At 53.1% G+C, this 20,324-nt stretch carries 15 protein-coding genes; 10 read left to right on the forward strand and 5 right to left on the reverse strand.

What is annotated here, in order from left to right; genetic code table 11:
- Window positions 1-83 precede the first annotated feature (83 nt).
- Together bepA and arsC are read left to right on the forward strand one after the other, a co-directional pair.
- Window positions 84-1,619 (forward strand): beta-barrel assembly-enhancing protease, encoded by a 1,536-nt coding sequence (gene bepA, locus J1779_RS24015; RefSeq protein WP_217204964.1) that lies wholly within the window; start codon window positions 84-86, stop codon window positions 1,617-1,619.
- A 23-nt stretch (window positions 1,620-1,642) separates the two neighbouring features.
- On the forward strand, window positions 1,643-1,999 hold the full coding sequence (gene arsC / locus J1779_RS24020; RefSeq protein WP_217204965.1) for an arsenate reductase (glutaredoxin): 357 nt from the start codon (window positions 1,643-1,645) through the stop codon (window positions 1,997-1,999).
- A 49-nt stretch (window positions 2,000-2,048) separates the two neighbouring features.
- On the opposite strand, the gene hda is transcribed toward arsC, so the two are convergent.
- The 3 genes from hda to upp all read right to left on the reverse strand — a co-directional run bounded on the left by hda (window position 2,049) and on the right by upp (window position 4,932).
- Window positions 2,049-2,756 carry a DnaA inactivator Hda gene (gene hda / locus J1779_RS24025; protein WP_122096119.1) on the reverse strand — a complete coding sequence of 236 codons (708 nt, stop codon included), beginning with the start codon at window positions 2,754-2,756 and terminating at the stop codon, window positions 2,049-2,051.
- A 176-nt stretch (window positions 2,757-2,932) separates the two neighbouring features.
- A complete protein-coding gene (uraA, locus tag J1779_RS24030) occupies window positions 2,933-4,225 on the reverse strand; it encodes a uracil permease (protein WP_056771322.1) in 1,293 nt (430 codons plus the stop codon).
- 80 nt (window positions 4,226-4,305) lie between these two features.
- A complete protein-coding gene (upp, locus tag J1779_RS24035; protein WP_056771320.1) occupies window positions 4,306-4,932 on the reverse strand; it encodes a uracil phosphoribosyltransferase in 627 nt (208 codons plus the stop codon).
- A 231-nt stretch (window positions 4,933-5,163) separates the two neighbouring features.
- On the opposite strand from upp, the gene purM reads away from it, so the two are divergent.
- The 5 genes from purM to ppx all read left to right on the forward strand — a co-directional run bounded on the left by purM (window position 5,164) and on the right by ppx (window position 11,625).
- Window positions 5,164-6,201, forward strand: coding sequence for a phosphoribosylformylglycinamidine cyclo-ligase (purM, locus tag J1779_RS24040; RefSeq protein WP_056771315.1), 1,038 nt, complete (start codon window positions 5,164-5,166; stop codon window positions 6,199-6,201).
- 35 nt (window positions 6,202-6,236) lie between these two features.
- Entirely contained in the window at window positions 6,237-6,875 is a 639-nt protein-coding gene (purN, locus tag J1779_RS24045; protein WP_217204966.1) for a phosphoribosylglycinamide formyltransferase, read from the forward strand.
- A gap of 223 nt (window positions 6,876-7,098) precedes the next feature.
- The gene (gene speG / locus J1779_RS24050; protein WP_056771309.1) at window positions 7,099-7,674 is read left to right on the forward strand and encodes a spermidine N1-acetyltransferase; all 576 of its coding nucleotides are present in this window, start codon (window positions 7,099-7,101) and stop codon (window positions 7,672-7,674) included.
- Between the two features lie 310 nt (window positions 7,675-7,984).
- Window positions 7,985-10,054, forward strand: coding sequence for a polyphosphate kinase 1 (ppk1, locus tag J1779_RS24055; protein ID WP_217204967.1), 2,070 nt, complete (start codon window positions 7,985-7,987; stop codon window positions 10,052-10,054).
- Between the two features lie 23 nt (window positions 10,055-10,077).
- On the forward strand, window positions 10,078-11,625 hold the full coding sequence (gene ppx, locus J1779_RS24060) for an exopolyphosphatase (protein WP_056771304.1): 1,548 nt from the start codon (window positions 10,078-10,080) through the stop codon (window positions 11,623-11,625).
- Window positions 11,626-11,709: 84 nt separating this feature from the next.
- On the opposite strand, the gene J1779_RS24065 is transcribed toward ppx, so the two are convergent.
- Window positions 11,710-13,950, reverse strand: a complete 2,241-nt coding sequence (locus J1779_RS24065; RefSeq protein ID WP_136375633.1) for a sensor domain-containing phosphodiesterase — start codon at window positions 13,948-13,950, stop codon at window positions 11,710-11,712.
- Between the two features lie 513 nt (window positions 13,951-14,463).
- Between J1779_RS24065 and J1779_RS24070 the strand changes: the two genes are divergently transcribed.
- From J1779_RS24070 to J1779_RS24080, 3 genes are all read left to right on the forward strand, one after another.
- Window positions 14,464-14,682, forward strand: a complete 219-nt coding sequence (locus J1779_RS24070; protein WP_056771298.1) for a YfgG family protein — start codon at window positions 14,464-14,466, stop codon at window positions 14,680-14,682.
- A gap of 9 nt (window positions 14,683-14,691) precedes the next feature.
- Window positions 14,692-16,131 carry a magnesium transporter gene (mgtE, locus tag J1779_RS24075; protein WP_056771295.1) on the forward strand — a complete coding sequence of 480 codons (1,440 nt, stop codon included), beginning with the start codon at window positions 14,692-14,694 and terminating at the stop codon, window positions 16,129-16,131.
- Between the two features lie 281 nt (window positions 16,132-16,412).
- On the forward strand, window positions 16,413-19,406 hold the full coding sequence (locus tag J1779_RS24080; protein ID WP_338019881.1) for a PAS domain S-box protein: 2,994 nt from the start codon (window positions 16,413-16,415) through the stop codon (window positions 19,404-19,406).
- Here the strand turns inward: J1779_RS24080 and alkA are convergent.
- Complete coding sequence (alkA, locus tag J1779_RS24090; RefSeq protein ID WP_238485299.1) at window positions 19,403-20,266, reverse strand: DNA-3-methyladenine glycosylase 2; 864 nt, start codon at window positions 20,264-20,266, stop codon at window positions 19,403-19,405. The two genes, J1779_RS24080 and alkA, sit on opposite strands and share 4 nt — an antisense overlap.
- Window positions 20,267-20,324: the final 58 nt, after the last annotated feature.

The raw sequence follows: 20,324 nt of genomic DNA on the forward strand, positions 1-20,324 counted from the left end.
ATAATGTTCATCCCTTCAGTTCACGGAAGAAAAGCTCTTAAAGCTCATCGGTGTGCGGATAAATTATTGGGAAGCAAATGTATATGGTAATGCGATTGAAAAAAACCGTGATCGCCCTGTGTCTGGGCAGCCTGTTCAGTAGCGCAATTTTTCCGGCAGGCGCTGATGACAGTTCATTCTGGTCGACACCGGCCACGTCTTCCGCCAAAACGACGACATCCCCCTTAGCGCCTTCGGTGAGCGATCAGTTACCGGATATTGGCACCACGGCGGGCGGAACGCTGAGCATTAATCAGGAATTGCAGATGGGCGATTTCTACGTCCGTCAGATGCGCGCCAGTACCCCGCTGATTAACGACCCTTTGCTCAATCAGTACATCAATGAACTCGGGCAGCGTCTGGTTTCTCATGCCTATTCTGTCCGCACGCCGTTCCATTTCTTTATTGTGAATAACGACGAGCTTAACGCCTTCGCTTTCTTCGGTGGCAACGTGGTGCTTCACTCTGCGCTGTTTCGTTATACCGACAACGAAAGCCAGCTGGCATCGGTGATGGCGCATGAAATCTCCCACGTCACCCAGCGCCATCTGGCCCGTGCGATGGAAGATCAGCAGCGCAATGCGCCACTGACCTGGGTCGGCGCACTGGGCTCTATTCTTCTGGCGATGGCCAGCCCGCAAATGGGGATGGCGGCGCTGACCGGCACCCTGGCAGGCACGCAACAGGGGATGATCAGTTTCACCCAGGGCAACGAGCAGGAAGCGGACCGTATCGGTTTGCAGGTTTTACAGCGCTCCGGGTTTGATCCGCAGGCAATGCCGGCGTTTTTACAGAAACTCGCCGATCAGGCAAGTTATTCCACCCGTCCGCCGGAAATGCTGCTGACGCACCCCCTGCCCGACAGCCGTCTGGCGGACGTGCGTAACCGTGCCAATCAGATGCCGCATACGGTGGTGCAGTCTTCGCAAAATTACCTGATGGCGAAAGTGCGAATGCTCGGTATGTACGGTTCCGAAAGCTTCCCGCTGACCGATGACTATCTGCAAAAACTGAGCAACGGCAACGTGCGCGAACAACTCGCCGCGAAATACGGTCAGGCGCTGCAGTTTTATAAAGCCAAGAAATACGATCAGGCACGGGCAATACTGGATCCGCTGATAGCGCAAAATCCGGGCAATGACTGGTTGCTGGATTTATCAACTGATAACGATCTCGAAAGCAAACGCGCACCTCAGGCCATCGCCCGTCTCGAAGCCACAGGGGCCGCCAGCAGCACCAATCCGGTTCTTCAGCTCAATCTGGCGAATGCCTATTTAGAAGGCGCTAAACCGGCCAATGCCAGCAGGATCCTCAACCGTTATACGTTCAATTATCCGGGCGATCCTAACGGATGGGATTTACTGTCTCAGGCGTCTGCCGCGCAGGGGATGCGTGCGCAGGAACTGGCCGCCCGCGCTGAAAGCATGGCGCTGATCGGCAGGTTAGATCAGGCGATAGAAATGCTGAGTAACGCCAGCGCATTGCAAAAATTAGGCAGTCTGGAGCAAGCCCGCTACGACGCACGTATCGACCAGTTGCGTCAGCTGCAGGGACGTTTCCGCCAGTATCAGAAAGGCTGAATTTGATGATTAAGGAAGAGTGTATGCCAAAAGATGTCGCTATCTACCACAACCCGCGCTGCTCAAAGAGCCGCGAAACGCTGAAATTGCTGGAAGATGCCGGGATCGAGCCGGAAGTGATTTTATATCTGGAGACGCCACCGACCGTTGCAACCTTGCAGGATCTGCTGAACAAGCTGGGGTTTAGTTCGGCACGCGAACTGATGCGTAAAGGCGAAGAGATGTATAAGACACTGAACCTGAGTGATAAATGCCTGAGCGAAACACAGTTGTTGCAGGCGATGGCTGAAAATCCAAAGCTGATTGAACGTCCGATTGTACTGGTAAACGGCAAAGCGCGTTTAGGGCGGCCACCGGAACAAGTCAAAGAGATTTTGTAACCCCGCACGCCGGTTCGGGTTCGTGATGCGAACCCGGACTCCTTTCCGCTTACAGCCCCAGAATATCTTTCACGAACGGGATGGTCAGTTTCCGCTGAGCGGTAATCGATGCGCGATCGAGCTGATCGAGCGTTGTGAACAGCGTGCGCATTTCCCGATCCAGACGTTTGAGCAGGAACCTGCCAACATCTTCCGGCAATTCAAATCCGCGCAGTTTTGCGCGCAACTGTAATGCCTGAAGTTTTTCTTCATCGGAGAGCGGCTGCAGTTTATAGATTTGCCCCCAGTCGAGGCGCGAAGCCAGATCCGGCAGGCTGAGGTTCAGCTGGCGCGGAGGACGGTCGCCGGTAATAAACAGACGCGTGCGACCGGTTTCAAGAATGCGGTTATAGAGATGGAAAACTGCCGCTTCCCATTCGTCATCTCCGGCAATGCCCTCGATGTTATCAATGCAGACCAGCGCAAGATGCTCCATGCCGTCCAACACTTCTGGCACAAAATAGGCGCGTTTATCTAAGGGCACATACCCCACGGCTTCGCCACGCTGGGATAATTCCGCGCAGGCCGCGTGAAGAAGATGGCTGCGGCCGCCGCCTTCGCGTGACCAGAAATAAATATACGTGCCGTGTTCCTGATGCAATGCGGTCTGAATAGCAGATAGCAGAGAGGGATTCTCACCCGGATAAAAACTGGCAAAGGTTTCATCATCGGGAAGATAAAGTGGCAGGGAAAGCTGTGCCGGCGTATTCAGAAGCACCTCAACCAAAGCGGTATGAAGACCGCAGATGTTGTCTCGTCAATAAAAAGGAACGACCGAATTCTAGCAAGGATCCGCAACGAAATGAACTCTGCCGAGTGCAACCGCTTGTGATCCGAGCACCTGACCGGGAAGCGCTGCGCCCGCCGGTCAGGTGTTTCGTGAAAATACCGCCATCAGACAGGCGGATTTTCCCGCTCGTCTTCAATATCAATGATCTTTTCTTCGCCACGGAAGATCTCAATCACCTTAAACAGCAGGCTGAGGAAGATGCCGACGATGGTCGCCAGCGCCATGCCTTTCAGCTCCGCCGCGCCGATGTGGATCTTAGCCCCGCTGACGCCGATGATCAGGATCACCGCCGTCAGGATCAGGTTCTGTGCTTTGTTGTAATCGACCTTTGATTCGATCAGTACGCGGATACCCGATGCACCGATCACGCCATACAACAACAACGACACGCCGCCCATCACCGGAACCGGCACCGCCTGAATGGCCGCCGCTAATTTACCGATGCACGACAGCAGGATCGCCAGTATTGCCGCGCCGCCGATCACCCAGGTGCTGTAGACCTTGGTGATCGCCATGACGCCGATATTTTCGCCGTAGGTGGTATTGGGCGTGGAACCGAAGAATCCGGACAGCACCGTCGACAGGCCGTTCGCCAGCATTGAACGGTGCAGGCCGGGGTCACGCAGCAAATCTTTTTTGACGATGTTTGCCGTCACAACCAGATGCCCGACGTGCTCTGCAATCACCACCAGCGCCGCAGGCAGGATGGTCAGGATCGCCACCCATTCAAAACGCGGAGTGTAGAAGGTCGGCAGTGCAAACCAGTGCGCACTGGCAATCGCGGAAACATCTACCACGCCCATAAAGAAGGAGAGCGCGTAACCGACCAGCACACCGATCAGGATCGGGATAATCGCCAGAAAACCACGGAATAACACCGAGCCCAAAATGGTCACCGACAGCGTCACCACTGAAATGGTCACGGCGGTGGAATCCACCGGCGCGCCATCAGCAGGCAGCAGCCCGGCCATGTTCGCCGCCACACCGGCCAGCTCCAGACCGATGACGGCAACGATTGCGCCCATCGCCGCCGGAGGGAACATCACGTTGATCCAACCAATGCCCGCTTTCTTCACAATCAGCGCCACCAGGCAGAATAACAGCCCGCAGGCGATGAACCCGCCGAGCGCCACTTCATAACCCATCGGCAGCAGTAGCAGCACCGGTGAGATAAAGGCAAAACTCGAACCGAGATAAGCGGGTATTTTCCCTTTACAGACAAACAGATACAGCAAAGTCCCTATGCCATTGAACAGCAGCACCGTCGCCGGATTGATTTTGAACAGAATCGGCACCAGAACGGTGGCACCAAACATGGCAAAAAGATGCTGGAAACTCAGGGGAATGGTCTGCAATAACGGCGGACGTTCGCTTACCCCGATGACACGACGGGTCATGGATTGATCCTCTGTAAAAAATGGCGGGTAAAAAAATATCAAAAAAAAGCCGACTGCTTAGTCGGCTTATTGCTTGCTGCTTATTTCGTACCAAATATCTTATCGCCCGCATCACCGAGTCCCGGGATGATGTAGCCTTTTTCATTCAGCCCCTGATCAATCGAGGCGGTGTACAACTCAACGTCAGGGTGCGCAGCTTCCAGCGCGGCAATCCCTTCCGGTGCAGCCACCAGTACCAGCACTTTAATGCTCTGGCAGCCGGCTTTTTTCAGCAGGTCGATGGTGGCAATCATAGAACCACCGGTCGCCAGCATCGGGTCAACAACCAGCGCCAGACGTTCTTCGATATTAGAAACCAGTTTCTGGAAATACGGCACAGGCTTGAGGGTTTCTTCATCACGATACACGCCAACCACGCTGATGCGTGCGCTCGGTACGTGCTCCAGTACGCCTTCCATCATGCCCAGACCGGCACGCAGGATAGGCACAACGGTGATTTTCTTACCTTTGATCTGATCGATTTCGACCGGGCCATTCCAGCCTTCAATCGTCACTTTTTCAGTTTCTAAATCGGCAGTCGCTTCATACGTCAGCAGACTTCCCACCTCAGAAGCCAGTTCGCGAAAACGTTTCGTGCTGATGTCGTTCTCACGCATCAGGCCCAGCTTGTGTTTCACCAGCGGGTGTTTCACCTCGACGATCTTCATTTTTTATTCTCCTAAGGTGGTTGAGCTGCAAAAAAAATCGCGAGATTATAACGCCATTTTTTTTCAACGCCATAGCTTATAGCCTGATCTGGATCATCAGGAGCCCCGATAGAGTATAGACAGCCTAAAAATCATCATCGAATAAGGCGCTCGCAAACGTTTGCCTGCGCTGTTAGAATTGCCGCGCTTTATTCTTCAACCACCAACCCAAACCGCCGTGGGGACTTCGCAGTGACCGACAAAACCTCTCTCAGCTATAAAGACGCAGGCGTAGATATCGATGCCGGTAACGCATTGGTAGATCGCATTAAAGGTGTAGTAAAACAGACTCGCCGCCCGGAAGTGATGGGTGGACTGGGCGGTTTTGGTGCTCTCTGCGCGCTGCCGCAAAAATACCGTGAACCCGTTTTGGTTTCGGGCACCGACGGCGTTGGCACCAAGCTGCGTCTGGCGATGGATTTGAAACGCCACGATACTATCGGTATCGATCTGGTCGCGATGTGCGTCAACGATTTAATCGTTCAGGGTGCTGAACCGCTGTTCTTCCTCGACTATTATGCCACCGGCAAACTGGACGTCGATATCGCCGCCAGCGTGATCACCGGGATCGCCGAAGGCTGTAAGCAATCGGGCTGTGCGTTAGTCGGTGGTGAAACCGCTGAAATGCCGGGCATGTATCACGGCGAAGATTATGACGTCGCAGGTTTCTGTGTCGGCGTGGTGGAAAAATCAGAAATTATCGACGGCAGCAAAGTGGCTGACGGCGACGTGCTTATCGGTCTTGCCGCCAGTGGCCCGCATTCCAACGGCTATTCTCTGGTGCGCAAAATTCTGGAAGTCAGCAACACCAATCCGGAAACCACCGATCTGGCAGGCAAACCGCTGGCCGATCACCTGCTGGCACCGACCAAAATCTACGTGAAATCGATCCTTAATCTGATCGAAAACGTGGATGTTCACGGCATCGTTCACCTGACCGGTGGCGGCTTCTGGGAAAATATTCCCCGCGTTTTGCCGGACAATACGCAGGTCATTATCAACGAATCCAGCTGGGAATGGCCGGACGTCTTCACCTGGTTGCAAACCACCGGTAACGTCAGCCGTCATGAAATGTACCGCACCTTTAACTGTGGCGTGGGCATGGTCGTGGCACTTCCGGCAGAGCTTGCCGACCAGGCGATTGCTTTACTGAATGACAATGGTGAAAAAGCGTGGAAAATTGGCTATGTTAAAGCCTCTGATTCCGCTGAACGCGTAATCATTGAATAATCAGGTAAATCAACTGACTGAAGACAGGTACTGATATGAAAAGGATTGTGGTTCTGGTATCGGGCGAAGGGAGCAATCTCCAGGCTCTGATAGAAGCCTGCCAGCAGGGACGAATTAACGCGCAGATCAGCGCTGTCTTCAGTAATAAATCCGCCGCTTACGGTCTGGAGCGCGCGCGACTGGCAGACATTCCGGCACATGCCCTGGATGTTAAAGCCTACGAAGACCGCGCAGCATTTGATATCGCGCTTGCCGATGCCATCGAGGCTTATCAGCCTGATCTGGTGGTGCTGGCGGGGTATATGCGTATTCTTACCGCGGATTTCGTCCAGCGTTTCGCCGGGCGCATGATCAACATCCACCCTTCCCTGCTGCCGAAATATCCCGGTTTACACACTCACCGTCAGGCGATTGACAATCAGGATGATGAGCACGGTACGTCGGTGCATTTCGTGACAGAGCAGCTCGACGGTGGCCCGGTTATTTTGCAAGCCAAAGTGCCGGTATTCAGTGATGACAGCGAAAACGATCTGGTGGCCCGTGTGCAAACGCAGGAACACAATATCTATCCGCTGGTGGTCAGCTGGTTCGTTGAAGGACGTTTATCTCTGAAAAACGATCAGGTTTTACTGGATAATAATCCACTCCCCGAACAGGGTTACGCAGCGGATTAATCTGCCTTATCGCGATGATTTCACCAGAAACCGGCCCAGTGCCGGTTTTTTATTTCCTGTCATTTGACACTTGTTTACAGTGTAGCCGATATAATCCCCTTCCCGGCGCACGTTTAAACGTCGTTTGTGCGCCGACCTTCGTCTGAAACTCAGTCGTTTCAGATTTCATCTTCAGGAAGGTTACCTCAGGTAAAACGGCTTTTGATTTTTTGAGGAACACCCCATGTTTAGCAATAACAGCGTCAGATTACGTCCACTGGAAAAGGACGACCTGTCGTTTGTTCATCGTCTTGATAATAACGCCAGCATTATGCGTTATTGGTTTGAAGAGCCTTATGAGGCCTTTGTCGAGCTGACCGATCTTTATAACAAGCATATTCATGACCAAAGCGAACGCCGCTTTATCATTGAATTCCAGGGCGGACCTGTCGGCCTTGTGGAGCTGGTGGAAATTAATCACATCCACCGCCGCGCGGAATTTCAGATCATCATTGACCCGCAGCATCAGGGCAAAGGTTTCGCCGGAGACGCCGTGCGTCTGGCAATGGATTACGCCTTCTCTGTGCTCAACCTCTATAAACTGTATTTAATCGTCGATAAAGAAAACCAAAAGGCGATCCATATCTACAGCAAATTAGGGTTTGAACTGGAAGGCGAATTGAAACAGGAGTTCTTTGTGAACGGAGAATATCGCAGCGCCATCCGCATGTGTATTTTCCAGCCGCAATTCCTGGCGAAATATAAAACCAAACCGGTGCAGATCAAACCGGAAGCGGTGATTGGCGCAGGCGCAGTCTGATTTAATTCAGCGGATCCTGACTCATTTTCTGCGGGTGAAGGGCGTGAATGTCCTTCATCCGTAAGACTTTTCCCCTATTTTCCCCTCTTTTATTCCTTCTTCTAAAACTCTCCCTGTTATGTTGGACTTTCCTGTCAATCTTTCGCAATATTGTTAGTAGACACTAGGCCCCTCACACAAAAGGCTTGCTGTTACGCTGACGGTTTCGAAAAGCGAACGGCACGAAGATGATGTTGAGCTAAATTGCGGTGTTTTCAGGCAAAATTTTGCCTGTATGGGCCAGGTTGCAAGCTAAACGAACGGAGTGAAAATGGGTCAGGAAAAGCTTTATATCGAGAAAGAACTAAGCTGGCTGTCCTTCAATGAACGCGTCTTGCAGGAAGCAGCAGACAAAAGTAATCCCCTGATCGAACGGATGCGGTTTTTAGGCATTTATTCCAACAACCTCGATGAATTTTACAAAGTCCGGTTTGCCGATTTAAAACGACGCATCCTCATCAGTGAGGAGCAGGGATTTCTTGGCGCTTCCCGGCATTTGCTGAAAAAAATTCAGGCGAAGGTGCTGCGCATCGATCAGGAATTCGACAGCCTTTATAACGATTTGCTGCTGGAAATGGCGCGTAATCAGATTTTCCTGATTAACGAGCGTCAGGTGTCTGAGAATCAACAGCTCTGGCTGCGACAGTACTTCAAACATCATCTGCGCCAATTTATCACGCCAATCCTTATCAATCACGACACCAATCTGGTGCAGTTCCTGAAAGACGATTACACCTATCTGGCGGTCGAAATTATCCGTGGCGAAGAGATCCATTACGCTCTGCTGGAAATCCCGTCGGATAAAGTGCCGCGTTTCGTCAATCTGCCGCCGGAAGCGCCACGCCGCCGTAAGCCAATGATCCTGCTGGACAACATTTTGCGTTATTGTCTGGACGACATTTTCAAAGGCTTCTTCGATTACGACGCGCTGAACGCCTATTCGATGAAAATGACCCGTGACGCCGAATACGATCTGGTCACGGAAATGGAATCGAGCCTGCTGGAACTGATGTCATCGAGCCTGAAACAGCGTCTGACCGCCGAACCCGTGCGATTTGTTTATCAGCGCGATATGCCCAATGAGATGGTCGAATTGCTGCGCGGCAAGCTCGGCATTTCTAACTACGATTCAGTGATCGCCGGTGGCCGCTACCATAATTTCAAAGATTTCATCGGTTTCCCTAATGTCGGTAAAGCCAATCTGGTGAACCGCCCGCTGCCAAGATTACGGCATCTCTGGTTCGATAAATTCCGCAATGGTTTTGCAGCGATCCGCGAGCAGGATGTGCTGCTGTACTATCCGTACCACACGTTTGAACACGTGCTTGAGTTGCTGCGTCAGGCGTCATTCGACCCGAACGTGCTGTCGATCAAAATCAATATTTACCGCGTCGCCAAAGACTCGCGCATTATTGAATCGATGATCCACGCGGCGCACAACGGCAAGAAAGTCACCGTGGTGGTTGAGTTACAGGCGCGCTTTGACGAAGAGGCAAATATTCACTGGGCGAAACGTCTGACGGAAGCCGGTGTACACGTTATTTTCTCTGCGCCGGGCCTGAAAATTCACGCAAAACTCTTTCTTATTTCTCGCCGCGAAGGCGACGAAATTGTCCGCTATGCTCATATTGGGACCGGGAATTTTAACGAGAAAACAGCACGCCTTTATACCGACTATTCGCTGCTCACCGCGGATGCGCGAATCACTAACGAAGTACGTCGGGTGTTCAACTTTATCGAAAACCCTTACCGTCCGGTGTCCTTTGAGCATCTGATGGTATCGCCACAGAACTCCCGTGACATGCTTTACCGGTTGATCGACCGGGAAATTGCCAATGTTCAGGCCGGCGATACCGGTGGTATTACGCTGAAAATCAACAACCTGGTGGACAAAGGGCTGATCGACCGTCTTTACGTGGCATCCAACGTCGGCGTGAAAATCCGTCTGCTGATCCGCGGGATGTGTTCACTGGTGCCTAATCTGCCCGGTTTTAGCGAAAACATTCAGGTCACCAGTATCATCGACCGTTATCTAGAACATGATCGCGTTTACGTGTTTGAAAACGGCGGCGATGCCAAAGTGTTCCTGTCTTCCGCTGACTGGATGACGCGTAATATCGATTACCGTATCGAGGTGGCCGTCGCGTTGCTCGATCCGCGTCTTAAACAGCGCGTGCTGGACATTCTGGAGCTGCTGTTTAATGACACAGTCAAAGCCAGAGTGATTGATAAAGAACTGAGCAACCGGTATGTTCCACGCGGAAATCGCCGCAAAGTCCGTGCGCAGCTGGCGATTTACGACTATCTGAAAGATCTGGAACAACAGAGTCAGCAAGCCTGAACCCCCTGGAGCGTTACATAACTATGCCCCTTAAAAACAGCTCATTGAGTGCCAAGCCACAGGAAATTGCGGCGATCGATCTCGGGTCGAACAGTTTCCACATGGTGATCGCGCGCGTCGTTAACGGCGCATTACAGGTTTTAGGTCGCCTGAAACAACGCGTTCATCTGGCTGACGGCCTCGACAGTAAAAATGTGCTCAGTGAAGAAGCCATTCAACGAGGGCTGGATTGCCTGGCTTTGTTTGCCGAACGCCTGCAAGGTTTTCCGGATAACAACGTCACCATCGTCGGGACGCACACTCTGCGTCAGGCGGTGAATGCTGAGGAATTCCTCAAGCGCGCCGCAGAAGTCATCCCCTACCCGATCGAAATCATTTCCGGTCAGGAAGAAGCTCGCCTGATTTTCATGGGTGTGGAGCATACGCAGCCGGAAAAAGGCCGCAAACTGGTGGTCGATATTGGTGGCGGATCCACGGAACTGGTCATCGGGGAGGATTTCGAGCCATTGCTGGCCGAGAGCCGCCGCATGGGCTGCGTCAGTTTTGCGCAGATGTTTTTCCCCAACGGTGAAATCAGCCGCAGCAATTTTAAACGCGCCCAGCTCGCCGCCGCACAAAAACTGGAAACGCTGGCATGGCAATACCGTCTGCAAGGCTGGCAGTATGCGCTTGGCGCATCCGGCAGTATTAAAGCCGCGCATGAAGTCCTGGTGGAAATGGGCGAAAAGGACGGTTTGATTACGCCTGAACGTCTGGAAATGCTTACCGAAGCGGTGCTGAACTTTAAGAACTTCGACGCGCTGGATCTTCCGGGGCTGTCAGAAGATCGTCAGTCAGTTTTCGTGCCGGGGCTGGCCATTCTGCGTGGCGTGTTTGATGCGCTGGCGGTCAAAGAACTCCGTCTTTCTGACGGCGCGCTGCGTGAAGGCGTGCTGTATGAAATGGAAGGCCGCTTCCGTCATCAGGATATCCGCACGCGTACCGCGAAAAGCCTGGCCGAGCATTACAACATCGACCGGGAACAGGCGCGCCGCGTACTGGAAACCACCGAGCAGCTTTACAGCCAGTGGCTGGCGCAGAACACCAAACTGGTTCAGCCTCAGCTCGAATCACTGCTGAAATTCAGCGCCATGCTGCATGAGGTGGGTTTGAGCATCAACCACACCGGTATGCACCGTCACTCTTCCTATATTCTGCAAAACACCAATTTGCCGGGGTTCAATCAGGAACAGCAAACGCTGCTGGCAACGCTGGTGCGTTTCCATCGTAAAGCGATCAAGCTGGAAGAGTTGCCGCGCCTGAATTTGTTTAAGAAGAAGCACTATATTCCGCTGATCCAGCTATTGCGCCTCGGGGCACTGCTCAATAACCAGCGTCAGTCCACCACGACGCCGGAATCTCTGCGGTTATCGACGGATGATAATCACTGGACGCTGCGCTTCCCTGCCGGTTATCTGGCGCAGAACAACCTGGTTCAGCTGGATTTCGAACGTGAACAAAGTTACTGGGATGACGTCACCGGCTGGAAACTGATGCTGGAAGAAGAAGATGTGGGGTCTTCAGAAAGCTAAGCCTTTCCGGCGATAAACCCCCAAAAAAAACCTCTGCACGCGAAGGCGTCAGAGGTTTTTTATTTTTAGGATGAAAACTGCAGGTCAGTCTTTGCGAAACGCCAGCAGGGACGCCAAAGGTTCAGGTTTGCCCACCAGATAACCCTGCATGTAATCAACCCCCAGCGCGTGCAGGGCTGCCTTCTGCTCTTCGGTTTCGACGTACTCCGCCACAATGCTCAGATGTTTCATTCTGGCGACCTGACAGATCGACTGCACGATATAGCCATCCAGCGAATTGGTCAGCATGTTGCGCACGAAGCTGCCGTCAATTTTGATGATATCGGCCTGAATGGCTTTCAGACGGCCATAACTGGCATAACCGGTACCGAAATCGTCGATGGCAATCCGGCAGCCGTAATTACGCAGCTCGCGCATGGCTGAGTCAGCATATTTCACGTCCTGCAATAAGTGTGATTCCGTCACTTCCAGAACGATCTGGAAAGGCTCCACCTCAAACTCAGCCATCAGGGTTTTGAAATCACGGGTGAACGTCGGGCGGCACAGCGTTGATGGCGTAAAGTTGACGGCAAAACGCAGGCTCGGCAGACGCGAGCGGTTCGCGTTGATAAACATCAGCGTGTGCCTGAGCACCCACATATCCAGCTGATAGGAAAGACCAAACTCATGCACAACCGGCAGGAACTTATCCGGCATGACCAGATTTTCCTGTGCGCCATCGAACATGCGCAGCAGGATTTCATAATAATTGTCACCCCGCACGCCTGAGATAGGTTGCGCCATCAGAACGAAGCGATCGTCATCCAGCGCGCGCTGGATTTTATGCAGCATATCGACCTTTTCTCTGATTTCCAGCTGCACCTGGCTGTGATCGCTTTTGTTCGATTCCGGTTTACCGGTGGTCAGCGACACTTCGGCAATCCCGCTCAGTTCGCCCAGCAAGATCGGCAGATGCTCAACCGGTGAGTAGACCGTGCAATAAGACAGACCGATATTAGGATGGAGCGGTAATCCGTTCCAGATCAGACGAAAATCTTCCACATACTCATACAGTTGCTGGAGTTTGCCTTCCACGTCTTCACTGTTAAGCCGCAGCACCAGATCGTAACCCGGTAAGTGATACACTTTTTCGCCCGGCTGCAGATACGGCTTCAGCCCCATCGCCAGTTGCTGCTTAAACTGAATACGCAGCTGCATACCGTAATTACGGCTCAGCACATCCATATCGGAAACACGAACAAAGCACAGCAAGGAGCGCGGATAAATCGCCAAATCACGGTTAAAAGCGCGCAGGTTCGGCAAGGCGAAAACCGGATCCTGTAATGCGGCAGCTTTGAATTTTTTCATCAGCAGCCGCTGGCGGGAGGAGATCACCGCCATCAGCAACAGCGTGATGGTATAAACCAGCATCAGGGCGGAGACGAAAACCAGATTATGGACAAAGTTAGTTTCAGAGATAAAACCCTGATAATAATGGAATAAAATGGTGAGCGTGATGGTCCAGACAATGCTGATGAAGTAATAGCCATAGCGCAGTGCACCGAACAGTAACACCGGGAACAGCAACGTCAGCGTGTAATCACTCAGCAGGATTTTCATGAAAGGCTCGCTGAGCCCCTGAATGCACAGCAGCGCCACCATTGTGCCCAGCACAATAAACCACAGCACCATTTCAGCCGGTTTCACACCGGGCGCACATTGTTTTCGCAACATCATGCGCAACACGCGCCAGTAACGCGGGCGGCGGATAATGCGGATAATCAGATAGATCAGATGCGAGTTGAGCAGAATACCCAGAATCATCGCCTGAAGATTGATAAGCGTGCGCAGCGTCATGAAATCGCGTGTCGCCATCCCCAGATATTCTGGCAGCAGGCCGCTTTCCACGACAATTTGCAGCACAATAATGAAGAAGAACGTCAGGAAAATCAGCAGCCAGCCGACACGCACCCAGGCCTGATTCATCAGCCCGAGCGGTGCAGACCAGCGGCTTCCCGCCTGCCAGCGGTACCCCAGCCAGGCAAGAAACAGAGACGTGAAATAAATCACCGTCATCAACGTTCCCATTTCCGCGCCCACGCGCAGGTAGTAGCGCAGGAAAAGCGTCAGCACAATGCCGGGGAATGCCGCCCAGTCAAACACCATCAGCAAGGCCACACAGGTCGCCAGCGGCATGTAAATCAGATAGGTGCGACCTTCCGGCAAGAAAATGATCGGAGAAAGCGACGAGCTGAGCGGGATCAGCACCAGCGCACAGAAGATCGGAAGCCCCCACCATTTATGGCGCAGTTCATTCCACGAGAAGAGTTTTTGCATCGGATCCATCGTAAGTTTCGCGTATGAAAGTCATGACGCAGTATAGGTGTCAGGATGAAACGGGCGTGTGTAAAACGCCGGGTGACAGTGACAACGGGTTCCGCGCGCAGTTATCGGCATAAACATCTTTTCACTGAAAAACGCAGAAAGAATATAAACAGCGGAGGTTGGTGTCATGAATCACAAATTATGGCTGAATTCTAATCGGCTTTATATTAATGCTCTTGATGCTGATCAATAAACACATTCTTCCAAATATCCGCTAAATGAAGCTCAAACAATTTCGCACGTGATTAACCAAATAATAAATACATTCAAATCCATGAGATTAACTTTAAACGTATAGATTGTCTGAATGGTAAAGTTATCGTGCGACTTTACTTACCGGTGAAAATAAACCGCACTTTTTGCATTTTTCCTTTATCTGGAGCGTCGTTTAGTTGTGCGTTATATTGTAAACGTTATCATTTACACTCTTTCATCACTTCTACCGGAGCAAAGATCCACTGAGCCGACACGACTATGTCTCGAAAATCCAACATCAAGATGACGAAAATTGTTCTTTCGGTAAGCTTCATTATTTTGTTCGGGCGACTGGTTTACTCCGCTTTCGGCGCGTATTCGCATCACCAGAATCAAAAGCAAACGCAGACCGATACGCAGACAGTGGGGCCACAGCAACAGACGCCGGAAAAAACCTGTACCGGTACGCTGAAAACCTGCCGTTACTCAAAGGACTAAGGATCTCAAATGTCGGGTGAAAAACCGAAAAACTACGGCCAGAAACTGGCCGAAAGCCGCAGCAGGATCCTCGATCTCCTTCTGAACACCGATGACCTCGCCGACAGTATTCTGGGCGAGGAACCTGACGTTGATGACGCCACGCGCGCGCAACTGATGGATTACACCGCAGAGCTCAGCTCGCGGGTGCAAAAACTCCACGCAGCCGACGTCGCTGACGTCCTGGAAGCGTTGCCGATCCGCGAACGTCTGGCGCTGTGGCGTCTGGTCGAACCGGCAGCGCGCGGTAAAGCACTGGTCGAAGTCTCCGAAACCGTCTGGGACAGCCTCATTGAAGAGATGAGCGACAAAGACCTGCTGAAAACCATGTCGCTGCTTGATGTAGACGATCAGGTGTATCTGGCAGAATATCTTCCCCGTGACCTGACTGGCCGAGTGCTGACCTCGCTGGAGCCAAAGCAGCGGGAAAAAGTCCGCGAAGTGATGAAGTTCAACAAAGAATGCGTTGGCCGAATCATGGATTTCGAGCTGCTGACCGTCCGTCCGGACGTCACGCTCGGCGCCGTTCAGCGTTTTCTGCGCTCCCGCAAAATCATTCCGCAGGCCAGCGACAAGCTCTTTGTCACTGACCGCAAAAACACGCTGCTTGGCGAATTGCCGCTGACCACCATTTTACTCAATCCGCCGGAGACGAAAGTCGCTGACGTGATGATTACCGATCTCACCAGCTTCGAGCCGGAAGATAAAGCCGAAGACGCCGCCAGCGCGTTCGAACGTTATGACCTGATCACCGCGCCGGTAGTGGATAAAAAAGGCAAGCTGATGGGACGGCTGACGGTGGAAGAGATCGTTGATTTCGTCAACAACGATACCGACAGCAATCTGCGCCGGATGGGCGGGTTAAGCCCGGAAGAGGATGTCTTTTCTCCGGTCAGCAAAGCGGTACGCAACCGCTGGGCGTGGCTGGCTATCAATTTGTGTACCGCCTTTGTGGCTTCGCGCGTGATTGGTCTGTTTGAACACACGATTTCGCAGCTGGTGGCGCTCGCCGCCCTGATGCCGATTGTGGCGGGCATCGGCGGTAACACCGGGAATCAGACCATCACGATGATCGTGCGCGGTCTGGCGCTGCACCATGTTCAGGTAGGGAACCTGAAATTTCTGATGTTCAGGGAGCTTGGCGTGGCGTTGATTAACGGTCTGGTCTGGGGCGGGCTGATGGGTATCGTCACCTGGCTGTTGTACGGCGACTGGCAGATGGGCGGCGTAATGACCCTGGCCATGATCCTCAATCTGCTGCTGGCGGCGCTGATGGGTGTCATTATCCCGCTCACGATGGTCCGCATGGGCCGCGACCCCGCCATCGGTTCCAGCGTGATGATTACCGCACTGACCGACACCGGCGGCTTCTTTATCTTCCTCGGCCTCGCCACTATATTCCTGATCTAAACCTCTTTTCCGGCCTGCGGGCCGGTAAAAGTTTTCCCGCAGAATTTTCCCGATAATACCCGCTGAAAAACGCGTTTGATTTCTGCTACTGATTATTCGTTATCGCTGTAAGAGTGATGTAGAATTCATACTAATAATCCTAAAAAAATAGATATCCCTCCGACACGAAGAATGCCGTCTTAACAGACGTTGTCTCAGGTGATGCGGCGGTTAATAACAGAAAAAACAAGTTTCACCGTTACTGCCTGCCACTCACGGCCAGTCAGAAAAAGGTTTGCACCGTGGAAAAAATAAAACAGACCACTTTCTTTACGGAAAAGGTCAACTGGAAGGTGCCTCTGCTGACGGGCATTGCCATTTGTCTGCTGGCCCTTGCCTGCCTGGAAATCATTCAAAAAACCTCGAGTCTGGCCGGATTGTGGTTGCCGACGGCGTTGCTGATCCCGGTGCTGTTTCATCACCGCTATCTCGACTGGATCCCGCTGCTCTGCGCTGCGGCGCTGGGCATTGTTGCCGCGCATTTTATCGCGGGTACGCCGGTGCTGCTTTACCTGCCCTACACGGTGAATAATCTGATTGAAGCCACGCTCTGCGCCTTGCTGCTGCGCCGCGCGTTACCGGCACAAGATCCGCTTTCCGGCCTGAGCCACTGGGTCAAATTTCTGGTGATCGCGGTGATCTTCTGCCCGCTGGTAAGTTCAGTGTTTATGATGCTGTTCATTCTGCACATCCACACCGCGGCGGAATTGCAGGATCGTTTTGCCACCTGGTATATGTCAGAAGCGGTGGCTATCCTCGCGCTGACGCCGCTGGGGCTGATTTATCAGCGCGGCTACCTCAAACAAATTCTGACATCACGTCGTCTTGTTGAACTGCTTGCCACACTGGTCATCACGCTGGCGCTCGGTTTTATGGCGCTTAAATGGCTGCCTTATACCTTTGCCTTTATCACTATTCCGTTGCTGTGGTCAGCTATCCGCCTGCCGCGCCTTGAAGCCTTTATTATTTTCCTGTCGATGACGCTGATGATCGCCCTGCTGCAAACCAGCGGTATTATCACCGTCCAGCCCCATGCCATACAGATCCCGCAAGGGCTGATCTTCCTGCCGCTTTTACTGATCCTGCTGCCTGCCAATGCGATGGCGATGGCGATGCACACCCTGCGTACCGAAAAGTCACATATCACGCAGAGCGAAAACCGCTTTCGCAATGCCATGGAATACTCGGCAATCGGCATGGCGCTGGTTTCCCCGCAGGGTAAATGGCTGCAGGTGAATAAATCGCTGTGTAAGCTGCTGGGCTATGAAGCCGACTACCTGAAAACCTTATCTTTTCAGGACATCACTCATCCGGAAGATTTAGGTAAAGACCTCGCCTTGCTCCAGCAATTGCTGGATGACGAAATTCAGAGCTACACCATGGAGAAGCGCTACCTGTGCCGCAATGGTGAAATGGTCTGGGTGCTGCTGGCCGTCTCCCTGGTGCGTGATGAGGATCAGAAACCGCTCTATTTCATCTCGCAAATCGAAGATATTACCGAGCTGAAACACACCGAAGTGACTAACAAGCGGCTGTCCGAAGCGCTGCATGAAGAAAAAGAACTGCTGCACATCACGCTTAATTCCATCAACGAAGCCGTGATCTCCACTGACCGGGATTTGAACGTCACCTTCATGAATCCGGTCGCCGAGAACATGACCGGCTGGAAAGAGTCTCAGGCACAGGGTCAGCCGGTCGGGCGCATTGTCCACATCACCAAAGGGCCGGAGGGGCCGCTGCTGGGTAATTTGCAGCAGTTCGATATCAACGAAAATTTGCACTCCTCCGTTGAACAGTCTCTGGTGCTGCACGGCCACAATACCGGCATGTTTGACGTCCAGCTGGCCGTCTCGCCGTTGCGCACCCTAAAAGATGAACCCATTGGCATTGTGCTGGTGTTGCAGGACGTCAGTAAATCCCGCGAACTGATGCGCAAACTCAGCTACAGCGCATCACATGATTTACTCACCGGTTTAGCCAACCGTGGCAGCTTTGAAAAGAGCCTGAAAAAAGCACTGAGCCTGACCGCTATACATCAGCAGCCGCACAGTCTGGCGTTTATCGATCTCGACCGGTTTAAGGCGATCAATGACACGGCGGGCCACGCGGCGGGGGATGAACTGCTGCGCCAGCTGAGCACGCTGATGCAGGATCACATCCGTAACAGCGACCGCCTGGCACGCCTGGGCGGCGATGAGTTTGCACTGATCCTGTTTGATTGTCCGCTGGAACAGGGGTTGTTAACCCTTCAGCAACTGGTGAACAAAATCAACGCGTTCCAGTTTATCTGGGAAGAGCAGATTTACCGCATCGGCGCCAGCGCCGGGTTGACGCAAATTAACGATGCCAGGATCAGCGGCAGCGAATATATGGCGCAGGCCGACGTCGCCTGTTACACCGCCAAACACAACGGGCGCGGCCGGGTCTTTACCTATGAATCGCGGCAAAAACTGCAACTGTCTTCACACACGGCGCTGTTCCGCCCGGAAGATATCACCCGCATTCTCACCGAAAATCAGCTGACGCTGCATTGCCGCGCCGCATCCCCGCCGAAAACGCCGCTGTCAGTGTGTTTCTATCAGATATCGGTACAGCTGGCGATCCCCAATCAGATAGTGCAAACGGCAGCGCTGTTCCTGCAGGCCGCCCATTTTTACGACATGATGGCGGACGTTGACCGCTGGCTGTTACGGCGCGTGCTTTTGGATTACGGACAAGGCATCGCCAATAAAGGCATTTGTGTGGCCATCCCGCTCTCAACCGAAGGTCTGTTGCAACCGGCGCTGCGTGATGAATTGCTGCATCTGCTGGAGACCACGCCGCTGCCGCTGTCGTCGTTCACCCTGATGATTGATGATGCCGTCTTGCTCAAGCATCCCGATTTGCGGACATTCATCGCCGGTATCCGTCAGCAGGGATGTAAGATCGTGGTGCAGAATATCGGCAAAAATATGCTCGAATTTAACCAGTTAAAGGCCAATATGGTGGATTACGTGCAGATTGATCCGAGCTTTATGGCACAGATCCACTACAACCAGATGCATGAAGTGCTGGTGACGATCCTGCATGGCAACACTCACCGCTTAAACGCGCAGACGCTGGCGGGCCCGGCGGATATCAATGAGACTCTGGATAAACTCACCGGCATTGGCATCGATCTGGTCGGCGGCGATACCATTGCCCCGGAAACCTCACTGGAAAAACTGCTCAACACCGGTTACTTCGGCATTCACTAAGGCGTATCGGGCTGCCAGTCATTATTGAACCATAAATGCAGCGTGGCATAAGTGCGCCATGGCCGCCAGACTTCGGCGTAACGGGCAATTTTACCCGGTGTCATCCCCGGAAAACGCTGCTTAATCAGATAGTCCCCACCGAGAAAAACGTCGGGCGCCGACCAGGCGCGCATCGCGACATAACTGGCGGTCCAGCTGCCGATGCCAGGCATTGCCAGCAGCAATCGGATCCCTTCCTGCGCATCGGTTATGGTATCTAGCGGTAACTCCCCTGCTTCGACCGCCTGCGCCAGCCCGATCAGACAGGCTGCGCGTTTGGCCTGCACGCCGATACCGCGCAAATCATCCACCGTTAATTGCCCGATAGCGGCCGGAGACGGAAACAGATGCGTCAGGGCCGCAAACGGCGTGCTCACGGGTTCGCCCCATTTTTCCGTCAGCCGGGTGGCAAGCGTCGCCGCCATTTTTACGCTGACCAGTTGCCCGAGGATTGCCCTGACCGTCAGCTCAAAACGGTTAACGCATCCCGGTAATCTGAGTCCCGCCGCATTGTCCGCCAGCGCCCCCAGCCCGGCGGCAATCACGTCGGGTCGGGCATCCAGATCCAGCAAACGCCGCACCTGCTGCGCAACCTTTTCGGCAGCCGGCTCCAGCGACGGTGAGAGTTCCAGTTCAACGCGATTTTCCGCCGGTACGGGCCGCAAGCGCAGCCAGCCGGTCAGCCGCTCGCCGTTGTGTAACACCGCCAGGGTACGCTGATAATCATCGCCGTCCTGCTGCTCAACGCCCTGCAACGCCCGCGCGCCGAGAAACGCCGTCATCCACTGCCAGTCATACGGAGGCTGATACGTCAGAAGCATGTTGCTCACAGGACAATCCTTATAAAAATGGCCCCCGGTTGGGAGCCATTGGTGTCAT

It is taken from the genome of Rahnella rivi (assembly GCF_019049655.1).
In the GTDB taxonomy this organism is placed as follows: domain Bacteria; phylum Pseudomonadota; class Gammaproteobacteria; order Enterobacterales; family Enterobacteriaceae; genus Rahnella; species Rahnella rivi.

What these genes read in the sequence shown, in the direction of transcription:
- ppk1 (WP_217204967.1), top strand. Translation starts at nt 7,985, where the DNA reads ATGGGTCAGGAAAAGCTTTATATCGAGAAAGAACTAAGCTGGCTGTCC.
- speG (WP_056771309.1), top strand. Translation starts at nt 7,099, where the DNA reads ATGTTTAGCAATAACAGCGTCAGATTACGTCCACTGGAAAAGGACGAC.
- bepA (WP_217204964.1), top strand. Translation starts at nt 84, where the DNA reads ATGGTAATGCGATTGAAAAAAACCGTGATCGCCCTGTGTCTGGGCAGC.
- J1779_RS24065 (WP_136375633.1), bottom strand. Translation starts at nt 13,950, where the DNA reads ATGGATCCGATGCAAAAACTCTTCTCGTGGAATGAACTGCGCCATAAA.
- upp (WP_056771320.1), bottom strand. Translation starts at nt 4,932, where the DNA reads ATGAAGATCGTCGAGGTGAAACACCCGCTGGTGAAACACAAGCTGGGC.
- arsC (WP_217204965.1), top strand. Translation starts at nt 1,643, where the DNA reads ATGCCAAAAGATGTCGCTATCTACCACAACCCGCGCTGCTCAAAGAGC.
- uraA (WP_056771322.1), bottom strand. Translation starts at nt 4,225, where the DNA reads ATGACCCGTCGTGTCATCGGGGTAAGCGAACGTCCGCCGTTATTGCAG.
- J1779_RS24070 (WP_056771298.1), top strand. Translation starts at nt 14,464, where the DNA reads ATGTCTCGAAAATCCAACATCAAGATGACGAAAATTGTTCTTTCGGTA.
- purN (WP_217204966.1), top strand. Translation starts at nt 6,237, where the DNA reads ATGAAAAGGATTGTGGTTCTGGTATCGGGCGAAGGGAGCAATCTCCAG.
- alkA (WP_238485299.1), bottom strand. Translation starts at nt 20,266, where the DNA reads ATGCTTCTGACGTATCAGCCTCCGTATGACTGGCAGTGGATGACGGCG.
- mgtE (WP_056771295.1), top strand. Translation starts at nt 14,692, where the DNA reads ATGTCGGGTGAAAAACCGAAAAACTACGGCCAGAAACTGGCCGAAAGC.
- ppx (WP_056771304.1), top strand. Translation starts at nt 10,078, where the DNA reads ATGCCCCTTAAAAACAGCTCATTGAGTGCCAAGCCACAGGAAATTGCG.